Annotated in this window: 17 protein-coding genes and 1 other RNA gene; 7 read left to right on the top strand and 11 right to left on the bottom strand. The window is 71.7% G+C overall.

Annotated elements, in window-relative coordinates; all coding sequences use genetic code 11:
- The 4 genes from FXO23_RS15995 to rnpB form a co-directional block, all read right to left on the bottom strand.
- Window positions 1-462: a hypothetical protein gene (locus FXO23_RS15995; protein WP_158885511.1), complete on the bottom strand. Its 462-nt coding sequence runs from the start codon at window positions 460-462 to the stop codon at window positions 1-3.
- 18 nt (window positions 463-480) lie between these two features.
- Window positions 481-747 (bottom strand): hypothetical protein, encoded by a 267-nt coding sequence (locus FXO23_RS15990; RefSeq protein WP_158885509.1) that lies wholly within the window; start codon window positions 745-747, stop codon window positions 481-483.
- A 791-nt stretch (window positions 748-1,538) separates the two neighbouring features.
- Entirely contained in the window at window positions 1,539-2,402 is an 864-nt protein-coding gene (locus FXO23_RS15985) for an SCO6745 family protein (RefSeq protein WP_158885507.1), read from the bottom strand.
- Window positions 2,403-2,460: 58 nt separating this feature from the next.
- An RNA gene (rnpB, locus tag FXO23_RS15980) (RNase P RNA component class A) lies at window positions 2,461-2,862 on the bottom strand.
- Between the two features lie 113 nt (window positions 2,863-2,975).
- Between rnpB and sfnG the strand changes: the two genes are divergently transcribed.
- On the top strand, window positions 2,976-4,115 hold the full coding sequence (gene sfnG, locus FXO23_RS15975; protein WP_158885505.1) for a dimethylsulfone monooxygenase SfnG: 1,140 nt from the start codon (window positions 2,976-2,978) through the stop codon (window positions 4,113-4,115).
- 87 nt (window positions 4,116-4,202) lie between these two features.
- On the opposite strand, the gene FXO23_RS15970 is transcribed toward sfnG, so the two are convergent.
- Genes FXO23_RS15970 through FXO23_RS15960 form a run of 3 tightly spaced genes read right to left on the bottom strand, consistent with a single transcriptional unit; the run spans window position 4,203 to window position 6,863 of the window.
- Complete coding sequence (locus tag FXO23_RS15970; RefSeq protein WP_158885503.1) at window positions 4,203-5,300, bottom strand: bifunctional RNase H/acid phosphatase; 1,098 nt, start codon at window positions 5,298-5,300, stop codon at window positions 4,203-4,205.
- Window positions 5,297-6,034 (bottom strand): zinc ribbon domain-containing protein, encoded by a 738-nt coding sequence (locus tag FXO23_RS15965; RefSeq protein WP_158885501.1) that lies wholly within the window; start codon window positions 6,032-6,034, stop codon window positions 5,297-5,299. The genes FXO23_RS15970 and FXO23_RS15965 overlap by 4 nt, the downstream gene beginning before the upstream one ends.
- A 16-nt stretch (window positions 6,035-6,050) precedes the next feature.
- The gene (locus FXO23_RS15960; RefSeq protein WP_158885499.1) at window positions 6,051-6,863 is read right to left on the bottom strand and encodes a Nif3-like dinuclear metal center hexameric protein; all 813 of its coding nucleotides are present in this window, start codon (window positions 6,861-6,863) and stop codon (window positions 6,051-6,053) included.
- A 32-nt stretch (window positions 6,864-6,895) separates the two neighbouring features.
- Here FXO23_RS15960 and FXO23_RS15955 point away from each other — a divergent pair, with 32 nt between their 5' ends.
- From FXO23_RS15955 to FXO23_RS15940, 4 genes are read left to right on the top strand one after another with little or no spacing between them, the layout of a single operon-like run.
- Complete coding sequence (locus tag FXO23_RS15955) at window positions 6,896-7,462, top strand: chorismate mutase (protein WP_158885497.1); 567 nt, start codon at window positions 6,896-6,898, stop codon at window positions 7,460-7,462.
- An 11-nt stretch (window positions 7,463-7,473) separates the two neighbouring features.
- The gene (locus FXO23_RS15950) at window positions 7,474-7,932 is read left to right on the top strand and encodes a low molecular weight protein-tyrosine-phosphatase (RefSeq protein ID WP_158885495.1); all 459 of its coding nucleotides are present in this window, start codon (window positions 7,474-7,476) and stop codon (window positions 7,930-7,932) included.
- On the top strand, window positions 7,929-8,789 hold the full coding sequence (locus FXO23_RS15945) for a fructosamine kinase family protein (protein ID WP_158885493.1): 861 nt from the start codon (window positions 7,929-7,931) through the stop codon (window positions 8,787-8,789). The genes FXO23_RS15950 and FXO23_RS15945 overlap by 4 nt, the downstream gene beginning before the upstream one ends.
- 32 nt (window positions 8,790-8,821) lie before the next feature.
- The gene (locus FXO23_RS15940) at window positions 8,822-9,658 is read left to right on the top strand and encodes an SURF1 family cytochrome oxidase biogenesis protein (protein WP_158885491.1); all 837 of its coding nucleotides are present in this window, start codon (window positions 8,822-8,824) and stop codon (window positions 9,656-9,658) included.
- 337 nt (window positions 9,659-9,995) lie between these two features.
- Here FXO23_RS15940 and FXO23_RS15935 read toward each other — a convergent pair whose 3' ends face one another.
- Together FXO23_RS15935 and FXO23_RS15930 are read right to left on the bottom strand one after the other, a co-directional pair.
- Window positions 9,996-10,931, bottom strand: a complete 936-nt coding sequence (locus FXO23_RS15935) for a cobalamin biosynthesis protein CobD/CbiB (protein WP_158885489.1) — start codon at window positions 10,929-10,931, stop codon at window positions 9,996-9,998.
- 35 nt (window positions 10,932-10,966) lie between these two features.
- Entirely contained in the window at window positions 10,967-11,635 is a 669-nt protein-coding gene (locus FXO23_RS15930; RefSeq protein ID WP_158885629.1) for a FadR/GntR family transcriptional regulator, read from the bottom strand.
- Between the two features lie 126 nt (window positions 11,636-11,761).
- On the opposite strand from FXO23_RS15930, the gene FXO23_RS15925 reads away from it, so the two are divergent.
- The gene (locus FXO23_RS15925; protein WP_158885487.1) at window positions 11,762-12,259 is read left to right on the top strand and encodes a gluconokinase; all 498 of its coding nucleotides are present in this window, start codon (window positions 11,762-11,764) and stop codon (window positions 12,257-12,259) included.
- Window positions 12,256-13,623: a GntT/GntP/DsdX family permease gene (locus tag FXO23_RS15920; protein WP_158885485.1), complete on the top strand. Its 1,368-nt coding sequence runs from the start codon at window positions 12,256-12,258 to the stop codon at window positions 13,621-13,623. Before FXO23_RS15925 ends, FXO23_RS15920 begins: the two co-directional genes overlap by 4 nt.
- Before the next feature lie 247 nt (window positions 13,624-13,870).
- Here FXO23_RS15920 and nudC read toward each other — a convergent pair whose 3' ends face one another.
- Both nudC and FXO23_RS15910 read right to left on the bottom strand, forming a co-directional pair.
- Window positions 13,871-14,890, bottom strand: coding sequence for an NAD(+) diphosphatase (gene nudC, locus FXO23_RS15915; RefSeq protein WP_158885483.1), 1,020 nt, complete (start codon window positions 14,888-14,890; stop codon window positions 13,871-13,873).
- Window positions 14,887-16,272: a M16 family metallopeptidase gene (locus tag FXO23_RS15910; protein ID WP_158885481.1), complete on the bottom strand. Its 1,386-nt coding sequence runs from the start codon at window positions 16,270-16,272 to the stop codon at window positions 14,887-14,889. The genes nudC and FXO23_RS15910 overlap by 4 nt, the downstream gene beginning before the upstream one ends.
- Window positions 16,273-16,274: the final 2 nt, after the last annotated feature.

Genomic DNA, 16,274 nt, shown 5'->3' with positions numbered 1-16,274 from the left:
CTACCTCCCCGCCGGTACCGCGGTGCGGCTACGGCGCGCTCGTGGTGCCTGCCTTGCCATGTTCTGTTGTCCGCCGCGCCTGCCCCGGCGGTTCTTCGGCCGCGGGCGCTGCGCGCGCACCCGGATCTTGCTCGCGCTGACCGCGCCGCCGGTCGCGCTGGTGCGCTCCCGCGGCGTGTGCAGCTCCCGCACCCACATGGCCATGACCGCGCCGAGCGGCCGCTCGTGGCTGATCTTGGCCGTGATCAACCGGGTGATCAAGATCGTCGCGACGAAGGCCCACGCGGTGGTGAAGAACCCGAATCCCAGGCCGAGCTGGCGCTCGACGGTCAGGACGATCAGGAACACCGGGATGCCGACGCCCCAGGCGACGTAACGGGCCCGCCAGGGGAACGTGGCCTTGGGCGGGCCGAGCCAGACGGCATCGACCCGGTAAACCTCGTCATCGGTTCGAATGCGCACTGCCGGTCGTCTCCGGCTTCAGCCGGTGAACAGGCCGGCGATCCATTCGCCGACGTTCACCCCGAGGCCGCTGACCGCCAGGCCGATGATCGCCAGCGCGATCACCACGCCGGCCAGGCGGCGCATCACCCCGGCGTTGTCGCCCTTGCCGCCACCCAGCCACAGCAGCAACAGCGCGACGGCGAGCAACACCAGCGGGATGATGTTCTCGAGCATCCAGTCTCGGACGCCCTTGGTCTTGATCTCGCCCTGTGCCAGGTCCTGCACAAGCGTCAACATGGTCATCGCGTACTCCCGGGTGCGAGGAGCGTGGTCAGGTGGGGCCCCGCGCCGCGGGCCCCACGGTCGTTCCAGAACATACTGCGCCGTCCCTACAACATCATGACGTTACGAGTTGTAGCGGTCAAAGCGCGTTCTGTTGAAGTGGGCTCATCCGCCGGACGCACATTACGGCCAATCTCACTGAAACTCGTGGTCTCCATCATCGTTGCCAACCGGCCAAGGATTAACCCCGACCACCCGGATTTCGTAGTGTGCTAGTGGACTCACTCACTCGCGTGGATCTTGATCACTCTGGGTGGGAGCGACTCCCGACCGGCGGTAGCGCGCACAGTCTTCCATGCCCCGGATGGCGGCAGACCGCGCGTCCGCTGTGTGACAGGTGCGGTGACGGGAGTTCTCGTCCGCCGTAACAGCCGATCGAGCGCGCCGAGTAACAGAATGGGGTGTTTTGCCCGATTTTTCGCCACCCTCCGTGACAATGCCCCGGAACGGTGGTTCTGCGGCCGCACAAGATTCCACCAAGAAAGCCCGAACATGAATTCTATTCCAAGATCTTGCGGTATGACGGCAGGAATTCCGGCCGGACGCACGATCGCCTCGACGGCCCACCCCGAGCCGTGATCATCCCGCCCAAACTCGTTGCCAGCGCAAATCCTACCGCGCGGTAGGGCCACGTCTCCCGTCATTGAACTGCTTTCACATTCTCCAAAACCAAACAGCGATTTCACCGTTCGCGAAACGTATTCCGGTCGGCCGAAACCGCTCCCCCGATCGGCACGGCCCATCCGGAGAGGTCACCGGGAGGACGCGAAGATTCCGTCGGGGAAGGCGCCCGCCTCGACGACCCGGCGGCTGAGCCCCTTGCCGAGGGTGATCAACCGGTCCGCCTTCTCCGCGCCCAGGTGCCGCCAGGGGTCGGCGGCCGCGGCGTTGGTCGCCTCCTCGACCCGCTCGCGCAGCGCGACGCCCCGTTCGGTGAGCGCGCCCGCGGCATCCAGGATCCCGTCTTCCCGCAGCGCGGCGACCGCGGCGTCCCACTGCTCGTCGGACCAGCCGCGGGTCTCCTTGGCCGCCGCGGGCAGGAAACCCTGACCGGTCGCGGTGTGCGAGACCAGCGCGGCGAGCCCGCCGAGGCCGTGGACGACCAGGGCGGCGATGTGGCCGTCGCCGCGGTGCTCGCGCAGCAGGGAGATCGCGTGCCAGAGCACCAGGTGCGGTTCGTCGGGCCAGTCGAGATCGGCGTGCCCGGCGTACAGCGGCCGCCCGTCCCCGGAGCAACCGGCGGTGGCCGCGCGGGCCAGTTCGGCGGCCTCGGCGAGTTCGGCGGACGCGACCACCTCGTCGCCGAGCAGTCTGCGCAGCGCCGCGTCGACCGCCTCGAACCGCGCCTCCACCACCCGGTCCGGGCTGGCCAGGGTCCACGCCCGCGGGATGTACTTGGCGACGAGATCCGGGTTGAAGTTGTAGAAGGTCGCCGCGACCGTGCCCGGGCCGACCGCCCCGCACGGCGCCGCACGGCTGGCGAAGTACCCCATGCGCCCCGGCCGCAGACCCGCCTCGGTCAGGAACTGCTCGGCCTCCGGCACGAAGTAGATCATCGAATGCAGGGCGTTGAGGGCCTTGTGCGCGCGGGCGGCGAGTTCGGAAGCCTGCTCCATGACCCGGGACCCTACCGCGCAGTAGACAACCCGGAAACCTCTGTGCCGGAAGAGGAGGCGGGCGAGTTGGCATGTAAGCCGGATCCTGTCCCCGCGGCACACGCCGCGGTGGGCGGCCATCCATCTCGGCCTGCCGTCACCGGCAGGCTCTAGCGGCCTACCCGCAGGCTCGGACGGGCCGTCCTCGAACGCCTGCGCAGACGCCGTGCGAACACGGCGTCCTCTTGGCCTTGCTCCGGGTGGGGTTTACCGAGCCATCCCGGTCACCCGGGATGCTGGTGGTCTCTTACACCACCGTTTCACCCTTACCCCGCGCTCGCGCGCGAGGCGGTCTGTTTTCTGTGGCACTGTCCCGCGGGTCGCCCCGGGTTGCCGTTAACAACCACCCTGCCCTGCGGAGTCCGGACTTTCCTCGAAACCGCGCCTTCCGGCACGATCTCGCGACCGCCCTGCCAACTCGTCCGCCTTTCCAGGGTAGTCGTTCCCACGCCGTGGACGGGCGTTGCCCCTCCCGGCGAGCCGCTGTTGTACTCGCGCCGTCGCCCCCGCAACCACGTTTTCCTTGGAGTCAGTGTGTCCACACAGGATCAATCCGGTCTGCACGAACCGCTGAAGTTCGCCTACTGGGTGCCCAACGTCAGCGGCGGGCTGGTCACCAGCGACATCGAGCAGCGCACCGACTGGGGTTACGACTACAACCGGGACCTCGCGGTGCTCGCCGAGAACAACGGCTTCGAGTACGCGCTGTCCCAGGTGCGCTACACGGCCAGCTACGGCGCCGCCTACCAGCACGAGTCGACCGGGTTCAGCCTCGCGCTGCTGCTCGCGACCCAGCGGCTGAAGGTCATCGCGGCGATCCACCCCGGGCTGTGGCATCCCGGGGTGCTGGCGAAGTTCGTCGCGAGCGCGGACGTGCTCTCCGGCGGGCGGGCCGCGGTGAACGTGGTGAGCGGCTGGTTCAAAGGCGAGTTCACCGGCCTCGGCGAGCCGTGGCTGGAGCACGACGAGCGCTACCGGCGTTCGGAGGAGTTCATCCGGGTGCTCAAGGAACTCTGGACGAACGACCACGCCGAGTTCACCGGCGACTTCTACCGGATCCACGATTTCGACATCAAACCCAAGCCCGTGGCGTCCGAGGGACGCCCGCATCCGGAGGTGTTCCAGGGCGGCAACTCCACGGCCGCCCGCAAGCTCGCCGGGCGGGTGTCGGACTGGTACTTCAGCAACGGCAAGGATTTCGACGGGTTCAGCGAGCAGGTCGAGGAGGTTCGCGGCTACGCGGCGGAGAACGAGCACGCGGTTCGCTTCGGGCTCAACGGTTTCGTGATCGCCCGCGAAACCGAGGCCGAGGCGAAGGACGTGCTGCGGGAGATCGTCGCCAAGGCCAACGTCGAGGCGGTCGAAGGGTTCCGCTCGGCGGTCAAGCAGGCCGGTAAGTCCACTTCGGACCAGAAGGGGATGTGGGCGGATTCCGAGTTCGCCGATCTGGTCCAGTACAACGACGGTTTCCGCACCGGGCTGATCGGCACGCCGGAGCAGATCGCCGACCGCGCGATCGAGTACAAGAAGCGCGGCGCGAACCTGCTGCTGCTCGGTTTCCTGCACTACCTCGAGGACGTCGAGTACTTCGGGAAGAACGTCCTGCCGATCATCCGCGCGAAGGAAGCCGACCTGGCCCGAGGCGCCGCCACCCCCGAACCCGTGCACGCCTGACCCGGTAGCCGCCCCCTTTTCATGAGGGGACCCCTCCAGACAAATTTTGTCTGGAGGGGTCCCCTCATGAAACCGGTCAAGCGAGGTTCAGGCGAGGTGCGAGATGTCGTTCACCAACCGGACCGACGCGTTCCCGTCGGGGTAGAACTCGACGATCGACAGCGACGCCAGGTCCAGGTGCAGGCGGAACAGCAACGACGGGCCCGCGTCGAGGCCCAGCCGGAGCAGCGACTTGATCGGGGTGACGTGGCTGACCACGATGACGGTCTGCCCCGCGAACTCCTCGAGAAGCTCGTCGCGGGCCGCGCGCACCCGCCGGTGCACGGCCTCGAAGCTCTCCCCGCCGGGCGCGGCCACCGAGATGTCGCCGAGCCACGCGCGGTGCAGCTTGGGATCCCGCCGGGCCGCCTCGGCGAAGGTCAGCCCCTCCCATTCGCCGAAGTCCGTCTCCAGCAGCCCGGGATGCGTCCGCACCCGCCCGCCGAGCGCGTCGGCCACCGCCTGCGCGGTCTGCTTGGTCCGCAGCAGCGGCGACGCCACGATCGGCGCGGCCACGCCATCGGCCAGCAGGCCGTCCATCCCGGCCAGGCGCTTCGCCGCCGCGGCCACCTGCTCCCGCCCGTGCTCGGTCAACGGGACGTCGCCCCGGCCCGAGTACCGGCGCTCCACCGACATCTCGGTCTGGCCGTGCCGCAGCAGCAGCAGTTTGGTCGGCGTGCCCTGGGCGCCGGTCCAGCGCGCCGGGGAGCTGCGATCCAGCGCCTTGGGCGCCTCCGTCCCCTTCGCGGCCGCGTCCATCGCCTGGTTCGCCAGCCGGTCGGCATGCGCGTTCTCGGCGCGCGGGATCCACTCGTACCGGACCCGGCCGAACCCCGCCGCGAGCTCGCGAGCCTCCTGCGCGAGCGGCTGCAGCGCCGCGTGCTTGATCTTCCACCGCCCGGACATCTGCTCCACGACGAGCTTGGAGTCCATCCGGACGTCCACAGTGGACGCACCCAGTTCCGCGGCCGCGCGCAGCCCGGCGATCAGGCCGGAGTACTCGGCCACGTTGTTCGTCGCGACGCCGAGCGCGTCCTGCCGCTCGGCGAGCACCTCACCGGTCGCCGCGTCCTTCACCACCGCGCCGTACCCCGCGGGCCCGGGGTTGCCCCGCGAACCCCCGTCGGCCTCCACGACGACGTTCACAGGCCGGACTCCAGCGTGCGCACCAGGATCGCCCCGCAGTTCTCGCACTGGATGACCTCGTCCTCCGGGGCCGCCTTGATCTCGGCGATCGCGTTGCGGTCGATGTCGAGCTGGCACGCCCCGCACCGGCGGGACCGCAGCAGCGCCGCGCCGATCCCCTTGTGCGCGCGGACCCGCTCGTAGAGCTTGAGCAGGTCGTCCGGGAACCGCGGGAGCAGGTTCGCCCGGTCGGCGTCCCGGCGGGCCTGGGTCGCGTCCAGATCGGCGACCGCCTCGTCCCGGCGCTTCGCGGCGTCGGCGAGGGTCTGCTCGGCCTTGTCGACCTCGGCCCCGGTGCGCTGCGCGTCGAGTTCGATCGCCTCCCGGCGCTCCATCAGCTCGAGCAGGTCGTCCTCCAGCGCGGTCTGCCGCCGCTGCAGCGTCTCCAACTCGTGCTCGACGTCGGTCAGCTGCTTGGCCGAGATCGTCCCGGACGCCAGCAGCTTGCGGTCGCGGTCCTCGCGCGCCCGGACCGATTCGATCTCCTTCTCCTGCCGGGCGATCTCCCGGTCCAGGTCCGAGCCCGAGGTCTCCACCGCGACCAGCGCGTCCCGCCGCTCCCGCAGCGTCTTCTCCACCTCGGCGATCTCCGCCAGCTCGGGGAGGTTGCGGCGCCGGTGCTCGACCCTGGACAGGTCCGCGTCCACCTTCGCGAGCTCGAGCATCTGACGCTGTACGGCTGGCTCTGCCTTCACTGAGCGTTCCCCTTAACTAGCTTGCTCTCAAGTTCCACGGATCGGTGCACCGCGTCGAGACGTGAACATCGACGGTACCGCCCAGCGCGGCCGCGATGACGTCCGAGGCTTGCTCGCACCACGGCCACTCGCTGGCCCAGTGCGTCACGCCGACCAGGGCGGGCACCCGGCCCGGCGCCTCCAGGTGCTCCCCGGCCGGGTGGTGGCGCAGATCGGCGGTCACGAACGCGTCCGCCCCGGCGCCCGTCGCCGCGGCGAGGTAGCCGTCCCCGGCCCCGCCGGACACCGCGACCGTCCTAATCAGACGGTCCGGGTCCCCGGCGCCGAGCACGCCCGGCGTGGTCTTCGGCAGGGCCGCGGCGACCCGGCCGACGAACTCGGCGAACGGCTCGGGTTCGGCCAGCTCACCGATCCGCCCGATGCCGGTCTCGGCCTCCGGCGCGTGCGGCTGGAGCGGGCGCAGCATGTTCAGGCCCAGCGCCGACGCCAGCGCGTCGGACACCCCGGGCCGCGCCGAATCGGCGTTGGTGTGGGCGCAGTAGAGCGCCACCCCGGCCCGGATGAGCCGGTGCACCAGGCCGCCCTTGGCGGTGTCCGCGCCGACGCCGTGCACCCCGCGCAGCAGCAGCGGGTGGTGCGCGACGACGAGCTGGGCGCCGCGTTCGATCGCCTCCTCGACGGTGGCCCGCACCGGGTCCACGCACACCAGGACGCGGTCGACGGGCTCGGCCGGATCACCGCACACCAGGCCGACCGCGTCCCACGACTCGGCGAGTTCGGGCGGGTAGGCGGTTTCCAGGGCGGCGATCACGTCGGACACAACGGGCATGCCGAGAATCCTCGCATGTACGCTCGGGCGACATGCAGCTTCGGTCGTTGCTCGCGGGCGCCCTCGCCGCCTTGACCGTCTCCGTGGTCACCGCCGCCCCCGCGTCGGCGTCCCCGGCGCGCGGTTCGCTCCTGCCGCTCACCGATTCGGCCGCGCGGCGGGTGCTGGTGGCCGACAAGGTCGCCGCGGCCAAGTTCCCCGACCAGCCGATCACCGATCCGGCGCGGGAACAGCAGGTCCTGGACATGGCCCGGGCCAAGGCCGTCGAACTGGGCCTGGACCCGGACGCCACGGTCACTTTCTTCCGCGACCAGATCGAGGCGTCCAAGGTCGTCCAGTACGGGTTGTTCGCCTGGTGGACGGCCCACCCCGACCAGGCGCCGACCACCAAACCCGATCTGCCCACCGAGGTCCGCCCGGTGATCGACCGGCTCAACGCCGAACTGCTGGCCGAGCTGGCCGACACCGTGGCGACCCGGGCGAGCGAGGGCTGCGCGCACCGGCTGCCGGTCGCGGTGCGGGTGACCGATCTGCGGCGGCACCTCGACCGCCTGCACGAACGGGCACTCGACCGCGCGGTCGTCTCGGTCTGCGGTTAGGTTCGTCGGCGATGCATCTGTGTTTCGTCTGCTCCGGCAACATCTGCCGATCGCCGATGGCCGCGCTCGTGGTGCGCGAGCACCTGCACCGGGCCGGGCTCGGCGACGAGGTGCGGGTCACCAGCGCGGGCACCGGCCCGTGGCACGTCGGTGAGCCCGCCGATTCCCGCGCCCGCGCGACGCTGGACGCGCACGGCTACCGCGGCGACCACGTCGCCGCACAGGTCGGCGACGAGCACCTGAAGGCCGACCTGCTGCTCGCCGCCGATCTCGGGCACCGGCGCACGCTGCGGCGGCTGACCGGCGACCCGGACCGGGTGCGGCTGCTGCGCGAGTTCGACCCCTCCGCGCCGCCGGAGGCGGAGATCCCGGATCCGTACTACGGCGGTGAGCAGGGTTTCGACGAGGTGCTCGGCATGATCGAACGAGCCGTGCCCGGCCTGCTCGACTGGGTTCGCGAGCACCGATGAACGCGAAGGAGGCCGTCGAACGCCTGCGCGGCGTGCCGGTCTCCGGGGTCCGCCAGGCCGGTGGCTCGGTGTTCCTGGTGACGCTCGCCGACCACGACGTGGTGATCGCCAAGCGGGGCGCCGGTGCGGGGGCGACCGCCGCCGAGGCAGCCGGGCTGCGCTGGCTCGGCGAGCACGGTGACGTGCCGGTCCCCCGGGTGCACACGCGGGACGACGAGTGGCTGGTGCTGCAGTACGTGCCCGCCGGACCGTCCACCCGGGCCGCCGCCGAGGAGTTCGGCCGCGGCCTGGCCGCGCTGCACCGGCGCGGTGCGCCCGCCTTCGGCTGCCCGCCGCCCGGTGGCCCGGCCGACGCGTGGATGGGCCTGGCCCCGATGCGCAACGAGCCGTGCGGCGACTGGGCGGAGTTCTACGCGGCACACCGGATCGAGCCGTACGTGCGAATGTGCGCCGACCAGGGCCTGTTCGGCACGGAAGAGGTGGCCGTCTTCGACGAGCTGTGCGCGCGGCTGCCGGAGCTGGCCGGACCGCCGGAACCGCCCGCGCGCCTGCACGGCGACGCGTGGAGCGGCAACGTGCACTGGGCCGGTGACGGCCGGGTGTGGCTGATCGACCCGGCCGCGCACGGCGGTCACCGCGAGGGCGATCTCGCGATGCTCCAGCTGTTCGGCACCCCGCACGTGGCCCGCATCCTCGGGGCCTACGCCGAAGCCGCGGCGGACGCGGGCACGCCGCTCGCCGCGGGCTGGCGGGACCGGACCGGACTGCACCAGCTCTTCCCGATCCTGGTGCACGCGGCGGTGTTCGGCGGCTCGTACGCCGGGCAGGCGCTGTCGGCCGCGCGCGGGGCTCTGTGACGCGGGTTCGCGGGACGGCCTACCGTTGAGGGGTGCGGTTGAAGTTCCTGCTCCGGCCGAGCTGGCTGGCGCTCACGCTGGTGGTGTTCACGTTCGCCATCGCGTGCTACACGCTGCTCGCGCCCTGGCAGTTCCGCCGGGACGACGAGCGGTCGGCGCAGAACGCCGCCTTGCAGGCGTCCTTCACCGCGCAGCCGCGGCCGCTCGCCGAGGTGCTGCCCCCGGGGGTCGCGCCGGACGGGAGCACGCAGTGGGACCGCGTGACGGTGACCGGCAGCTACCTGCCCCAGGGTGAGGTCGTCGCGCGGCTGCGGACCGTGCAGGGCGAACCGGCGTTCGAGGTGCTCACCCCGTTCCGCACCACCGGCGGCCAGGTGATCCTGGTCGACCGGGGTTACGTGCGCCCGGATTCCCGGACCCGGGTGCCGCCGTACGCGGCGCCCCCGGCCGGGGAGGTTCCGCTGGTCGCCCGCATCCGGGTCGACGAGAACGACCCGAAGAACCGGGACGCCTTCGCCGACGAGTCCACCGACGGGAAGCTGCACAGCTACACCGTGGATTCGCGGGTGGTCGCCCGGGCCAGCGGGCTGGGCATCCGGCCCGGCTACTTCCAGCTCGACGACGGCCAGCCGGGCGTGCTCGGCGCGCTGCCGCTGCCGCAGACGGACTCGGGCCCCTTCTTCTCCTACGCGCTGCAGTGGATCGCCTTCGGGACCATGGCGATCCTGGGCTGGTTGTACTTCACCGTGCGCGAACTCAAACCGGGCGGGGCGCTGACGTCCCCGAAACCCTCCCGCGAGCGCCGGAAGTCGGTGGCCCAGATCCTCGCCGAAGACGAAGCCGCCGAAGACCACCAAGTCCGCACCTGAGTTCCACGCCCCGGCACCCGAAATACACACTCGGGCACGCGAACTACACATTCCCGCACGCGAGTTACACATTGAGGTTTCCTCGGTATGCGGCTTCGCACCGTGCTCGCCGGTGCCCGGGTGTGGAACTCGCCTACCGAAATGGGGAACTCGCACGTCCGAAACGGGGGACTGCGCGCCCAACGCCGCATTGGGTGCCCCCGAGCACTATCCGAGAAGCCCATCGAGAAACCTCAATGTGCAACTCGCTTACCCGAGCGTGCAATTCGCTTACCCGAGTGTGTAGTTCGCTTACCCGAGTGTGCGACTCGCTTGGCTGAGTGTGCGACTCGCGGGGTCAGCGGCGGCGGAGGGCGGTGAGGGTGGCCAGGACGGCCGTGCTCGCCCCGGCCAGCCAGCCGACCACCCGGGACAGTTCGACCGCGCGGGTCACGTGGCCGGCGTCGGGGTTGCGGCCGTCGCCGAGGACCGGCAGCTCCTCCACGCCGTGCGGGTAGACGGTCCGCCCGCCGAGCCGGATCTCCAGCGCCCCGGCGAAGGCGGCTTCCACCCGGCCCTCGTTCGGGGCCGGGTGGGCGATCGTGTCCCGGCGCCACGCCCGCCAGGCGCCCCCGGCCGAACCGCCGACCACCGGCGCGGCGATCGTGGTGAGCAGGGCGGCGAACCGGGTCGGCGCCAGGCTGACCACGTCGTCCAGCCGGGCCGCGAACCAGCCGAACGGCCGGGAGCGGTGCCCGAGCAGCCGCCGCAGCAGGCTGACCGTGCGCGCGCCGATCAACCCCGGCGCCCCGGCGACCGCGCCCCAGAACAGCGGCGCGACCACGACGTCCGAGGTGTTCTGCGCGACCGCCTCGACCGAGGCGCGGGACAGCGCGCGCAGGTCCAGCGAATCGGTGGTGCGCGGATCGAGGTGGGCCAGGGTCTCGCGCGCCTGCTGGAGCTCGCCTTCCTCCAGGTCGCGGGCCAGCGCGGTGCCGTCCTGCGCCAGCCCGGCCCCGCCGAGGACGGCCCAGGTGGTCACCGCGGTGGCGAGCGCCTGCGACACCGGGCCGCGGCGGCCCAGCCGTTCGGCGGCCACGCCGAGGAGCACCGCGCCCCCGGCGAGGCCGCCCGCGTGCACCGCACCGGCCAGCCGCCGGTCGGCGGGCAGTTTGCTCTCCAGGACACGGGCCACGCGGGCGATTCCGGCCACCGGACGACCCCGTTTCGGGTCGCCGATCACCCCGTCCGCGGCCACCCCCAGCAACAGTCCGATCGCGCGTGCCGCGCTCACCGTGGCTCCCCAAGTCGATGGTCTCTGCGGGGAGGTTACTCGAACAGCGCGGCCATCTCGTCGCGTGCCTGCACCACGATGTCCCGCATCGCCCGCTCGGCCCGGTCCCCGTCGCCCGCGTCGATCGAGGCGGCCACCTCGACGTGCAGCGCGACCGCCTCCGGTTGCGGTTCGTCGGGCATCAGCCCGTGGCCGGTGCGGCCGGTGAGCACCTCGGCGACCACGGCCGAGAGCTGGGCGAACATCGGGTTGCGAGACGCGCCGAGCACCAGATGATGGAAGGCGATGTCGTGGCTGAGGAAGGTCTGCAGATCCCGGGCCCGCGCCGTGCCCTCCAGCCGGGCCGCCAGCGCCCGGAGCTGCCCGCGCTCCTCCGGGGTGGCCCGCAACGCGGCGAACCGCGCCGCGCTCGGTTCCACCGCCGAGCGCAGTTCGGTGAGCGTGCGCAGCGCGGCCTGCCGCCCGGCGCCGTCGAGCTGCCAGCGGATCAGCCGCGGGTCGTAGTGATTCCACTCGATCGGGTCCTGCACGGTGACGCCCACGCGGCGCCGGCTGCTGGTCAGCCGCATGGCCTCCAGGGTCCGGACCACCTCGCGCGCGACCGTGCGGGAAACCCCGAACCGCGCCTGGAGTTCCTCCAGCCGCAACACCGAGCCCGGCGGGAGGTCGCCGCAGGCGATGGTGGTCCCCAGGGCGTCCAGCACCTGCTCGTGCCTGCCGTCTGCCACCTCACCGACCCTATACCCCTTATTCGATTAAGTAGTACCTGTTCTTGATTAAGTAGTACTTTTGAGTTTGACTCTGCGGCGACATCGAGGTCAGGAGGAGCCATGACCGTCATCGTGGTGATGGGTGTGTCCGGATCGGGCAAGACCACGGTCGGCACGTCCCTCGCGGCGGAACTGGGCGTGGAATACGCCGAGGCGGACTCGTTCCACCCGGCCTCGAACATCGCCAAGATGAGTTCGGGCGTGGCCCTGACCGACGAGGACCGCCGGCCGTGGCTGCACGCCATCGCCGACTGGATCGCCGCCCACCAGGAGACCGGCGGCGTGGTCACCTCGTCGGCGCTGAAGCGGAGTTACCGCGACATCCTGCGCTCCGGGGGCCGCGTCTGGTTCCTGCACCTGGACGGGCCCCGCGATCTGCTCGCCGAACGGATGAAGACCCGGTCCGGGCACTTCATGCCGGTGTCCCTTTTGGACTCCCAGCTCGCCACCCTGCAACCGCTGCGGGACGACGAATCCGGGATCACCGTGGACATCACCCGCCCGGCGGACGAGTTGGTGCGGACCGCGCTCATCGCGTTTCGGAAGGAGCGTCCATGACCGTCATCGCCGCCGGCTGGACCGGGCACGACACCCGGTTGATCGGTGCGACCGTCCTCGCGATCGCGCTCATCGTCGTCCTGATCACCCGGCTCAAACTGCACCCGCTGCTCGCGCTGATCCTGAGTTCCGGGCTGCTCGGCCTGGTCGCCGGGATGCCGGTGGACAAGCTGATCAAGAGCTTCACCAACGGCGTGGGGTCGACGGTCGCGTCGGTCGGGGTGCTGATCGCGCTGGGCGCGATGCTCGGCAAGTTGCTCGCCGATTCCGGTGGCGCGGAACAGATCGTGGACACGATCCTGAACCGCGCGGGCCGCCGGACGCTGCCCTGGGCGATGGCCCTGGTGGCCGCGCTGCTCGGGTTGCCGATGTTCTTCGAGATCGGGCTGGTGCTGCTCATCCCGGTGGTGCTGCTGGTGGCCAAGCGCAGCGGGCAACCGTTGCTGCTGCTGGGAATTCCGGCGCTGGCCGGGCTGTCGGTGCTGCACGGGCTGGTCCCGCCGCATCCGGGCCCGCTGGCCGCGGCCGGGGCGCTCAACGCGAACATCGGCATCACGCTGGCGCTCGGCGTGCTGGTCGCGGTGCCGACGGTGATCATCGCGGGCCCGCTGTTCGGCCGGGTCGCCGCCCGGATGGTGCCGCACGCGACCCCGCCCGCGCACCTGGTCCCGGAGGGCCGATCGGAAAAGCGCGACCGGCAGCCCGGCTTTCTGTCCACAGTGGCCACCGTGCTGCTGCCGGTGGTCCTCATGCTGGCCAAGGCGCTCTCGGACATCCTGCTGGCCAAGGAAAGTCACCTCCGCCGCGTGCTCGACTTCATCGGCGACCCGCTCGTCGCGCTGCTGGCCGCGGTGCTGCTCGGCCTGTTCACCCTGGGCCGCGCCGCCGGTTTCGACCGGAACCGGTTGTCGGACACGCTTTCCTCCGCGCTGGGGCCGATCGCCGGGATCCTGCTGATCGTCGGCGCGGGCGGCGGTTTCAAGCAGACCCTGGTGGACGCGGGCGTCGGGGACGTGATCACCCGGCTGGCGACCGGGGCGAACTTCTCGCCGCTGCTGCTGGGCTGGCTGGTCGCCGTGGCGATCCGGCTGGCGACCGGCTCCGCGACCGTGGCGACGGTGTCCGCCGCGGGCATCGTGGCGCCGCTGGCGGCGACCCTGGACCCGACGCACAGCGCGTTGCTGGTGCTGGCGATCGGCGCGGGCTCGCTGTTCTTCTCGCACGTCAACGACGCCGGTTTCTGGCTGGTGAAGGAGTACTTCGGCCTTTCCGTGGGCCAGACGCTGAAGAGCTGGTCGATCATGGAGACGGTGATCTCCGTGGTCGCCATCGCCCTCATCCTGCCCCTGGGCGCCCTGCTCTAGGGTTCCGCGCGGGACGACACTCTTGGCGCCGAGTCGCCGGGGCTCGCGCCTTATCGTCTCCCGTCTCACACGCCCGTACCGGAACCGCCAGCACACGCGCGCCAACGGTCAACCCGCCCGGCCCGGGCAGGTTGGCGGTTCCGGTACGTGCGTTGACCCCACCTGCCCCAGCACGGGCAGGGGAACCGGGTTCTGGGGGTCGTGAGCGGCTAGGCCGGTTAGAACCGGTCTGAACACTCACGACCCATCAGGGTTCCGCGCGGGACCAGGCTTCCAGCATCACGCGGGCGATCGAGGAGTTGCCGGGCAGGATCAGGTTCGCCGCGCCGCCGCCGATCGGGGTGGGCACCGCGTCGCCGGAACGCAGCTGGCTGTTCTCGAAGGCCGCGCGGACCTCCGCACGCGAAACCCAGTGCGCCTGCTCGATCTCCCCGTCGGCGGGGCGCAGCGGCGCTCCCGCGTCGGCGCGGGCGGCGAACCCGAGCATGATCGACCGCGGGAACGGCCACGGCTGGCTGCCCAGGTACCGGGCATCCCGGACCTCGACGCCGACCTCCTCGCGGATCTCCCGCACGACGCAGCCTTCCAGCGATTCGCCCGCCTCGACGAACCCGGCGAGGATCGAGAACCGGTTCTCCGGCCAGATCGGCTGCCGGGCCAGCAGGACGTGCTCGCCGTTCACGCCGACGTCGTCGTGCACCAGGCAGATCACCGCCGGATCGGTCCGCGGGTACTCCTCGCGGCCGCACTGCACGCACTTCGACGCCCAGCCGAACTGGACGAGTTCGGTGGCGCCACCGCAGCGCGTGCAGAACCGCGCGCCGCGGCGCCAGTTGCGCAGTGCCTGGGCGGTGGTGAACAGGCCCGCCGAGGTGTCGTCGAGCAGGTCGCCGTGCCCGCGCAGCTCGACCCACACCTCGCCGTCGACCTCGGGCGCCTCCTCCCAGAAGCCCCAGCTCCCGCGGATCCGCACGGTTTCGCCCGCGCCCCCGGGATCGCCCGGCAGGGTCCAGTAGTCGGTGTCCTGCCACTGCCCGAGGAACACCGCGTCCTCGGGCGGGGCGTCGCCGAAGCTCAGCGCCTTGCGGGTCGCGAGCGCGTCCTCTCCCCGGCGGACCGGGGTGCGGCCCTCGTCCGAGAGCAGCACGACGCGGGCGTCCGGCCAGCGCGCGTGCAGCCGTTCGGGGTTGGTGCGCAAGGTTTCCTGACGGTCCACAGTGGACCGCGAAAGCGTCGGCAGGGCGCCGAGCCGAAACGGCGTGCTCATCGCGTGCCGGGCTCCCCCACGCGCACCCCGCCGAGCGCGGTCAGTTGCGGCGCGAGGACGTCGGCGTCCCCGATCACGACCCCGGTGAACTTGCTGGGCGCGAAGAACTCCAGCGCGGCCGCGGCCACCTCGTCGCGGGTGACCCGGGCCAGCCGGGCCGGGTGCTCGGCCAGCCATTCCGCGCCGAGGCCGTACGCCGACAGCGCCGAGAGCTGGCTGGCCAGCCCGGCCTGCGAGGAGGTCCCGATGAGCAGCGAGCCGATCGCGTACTGCCGCACCGATTCCACCTCCTCCTCGGTCGGCGGCACCAGGCCGAGCCGCCCGAGTTCGTACCGGGTCTCCAGCAGCGCGGCCGCGGTCACCTCGTTCGCGGTGTCCGCGTCCACGTTCACCACGGCGCTGCCGTCGCTGAACTCGAACCCGGAATGCGCGCTGTAGGTGTATCCCTTGTCCTCGCGGATGTTCTCCACCAGCCGCGAGGAGAAGTACCCGCCGAACGCCAGGTTCGCCAGTTGCAGCGCCGGGTACCGCGGATCGGTCCGCGGCAGCGTCTGCGCCGACAGCCGGATCTGCGACTGCACCGCACCGGCCCGCGGCACCAGCAGCAGGTCGCCGCCGGGCAGCACGGGCAGTTCCGGCAGCGGGGTGGCGGCCCGGTCGGACGCCCAGCCGCCGAGCGCCCGCTCGACGTCCGCGACGGCCCGCTCCGGGTCCACGTCACCGACGAGCACCAGGATCGAACCGCGCGGCAGCACCGAATCCGCGTGCAGCCGCCGGACCCGCTCCGGATCGACCTGGGCCACGTCGTCGGGCTCGGGCACCTCGCGGGTCGCCGGATGATCGCCGTAGCGGTGCTTCTGCAGGGCTTCCCGGGCGATCGTGCGGGGCTGGGTGCGCGCGATCGCCAGCCGCTCGATCAGCCGCGCCGACTCCCGCGCCACCTCGGTGTCCACATAGGACGCCGAGGTGAGCACGTCACCGAGCACGTCCAGCAGGGTGGGCAGGCCGCCCGACAGCGCGCTGCCGCTCAACGCGAGCCGCTCCGGGTCGACGACGGTGCCCAGCTCGCCGCCGATCAGCGCGAGCTCGGTGTCGATCGCGATCCGGTCGCGCCGGGCGGTGCCGGTGAGCATGGTCTCGGCGAGCACCTCGGCGGTCGCCGGATGCAGCCGATCGGTGCCCCCGAAGGGAATCCACATCCGGAGTTCGACCAGCGGCACGGTCGCCTTGCGCACCGCGAGCACGCGCAGGCCGTTGGCCAGCACGGTGTCCACATGGGACAGATCGGCGGCCGCCTTCTGCTCGCCCAGCGGCGGGACCGGGCGCGGCCCGGCCGCGGTCCGGCCGATCTCCTCCGCGCTGCGGTGATCCACTGAAGTCACTG

The organism is Amycolatopsis anabasis (assembly GCF_009765355.1).
Classification (GTDB): domain Bacteria; phylum Actinomycetota; class Actinomycetes; order Mycobacteriales; family Pseudonocardiaceae; genus Amycolatopsis; species Amycolatopsis anabasis.
The sequence above is the reverse complement of the archived record's forward strand: the minus strand, read 5'-3'. Positions and strand labels throughout refer to the sequence as shown.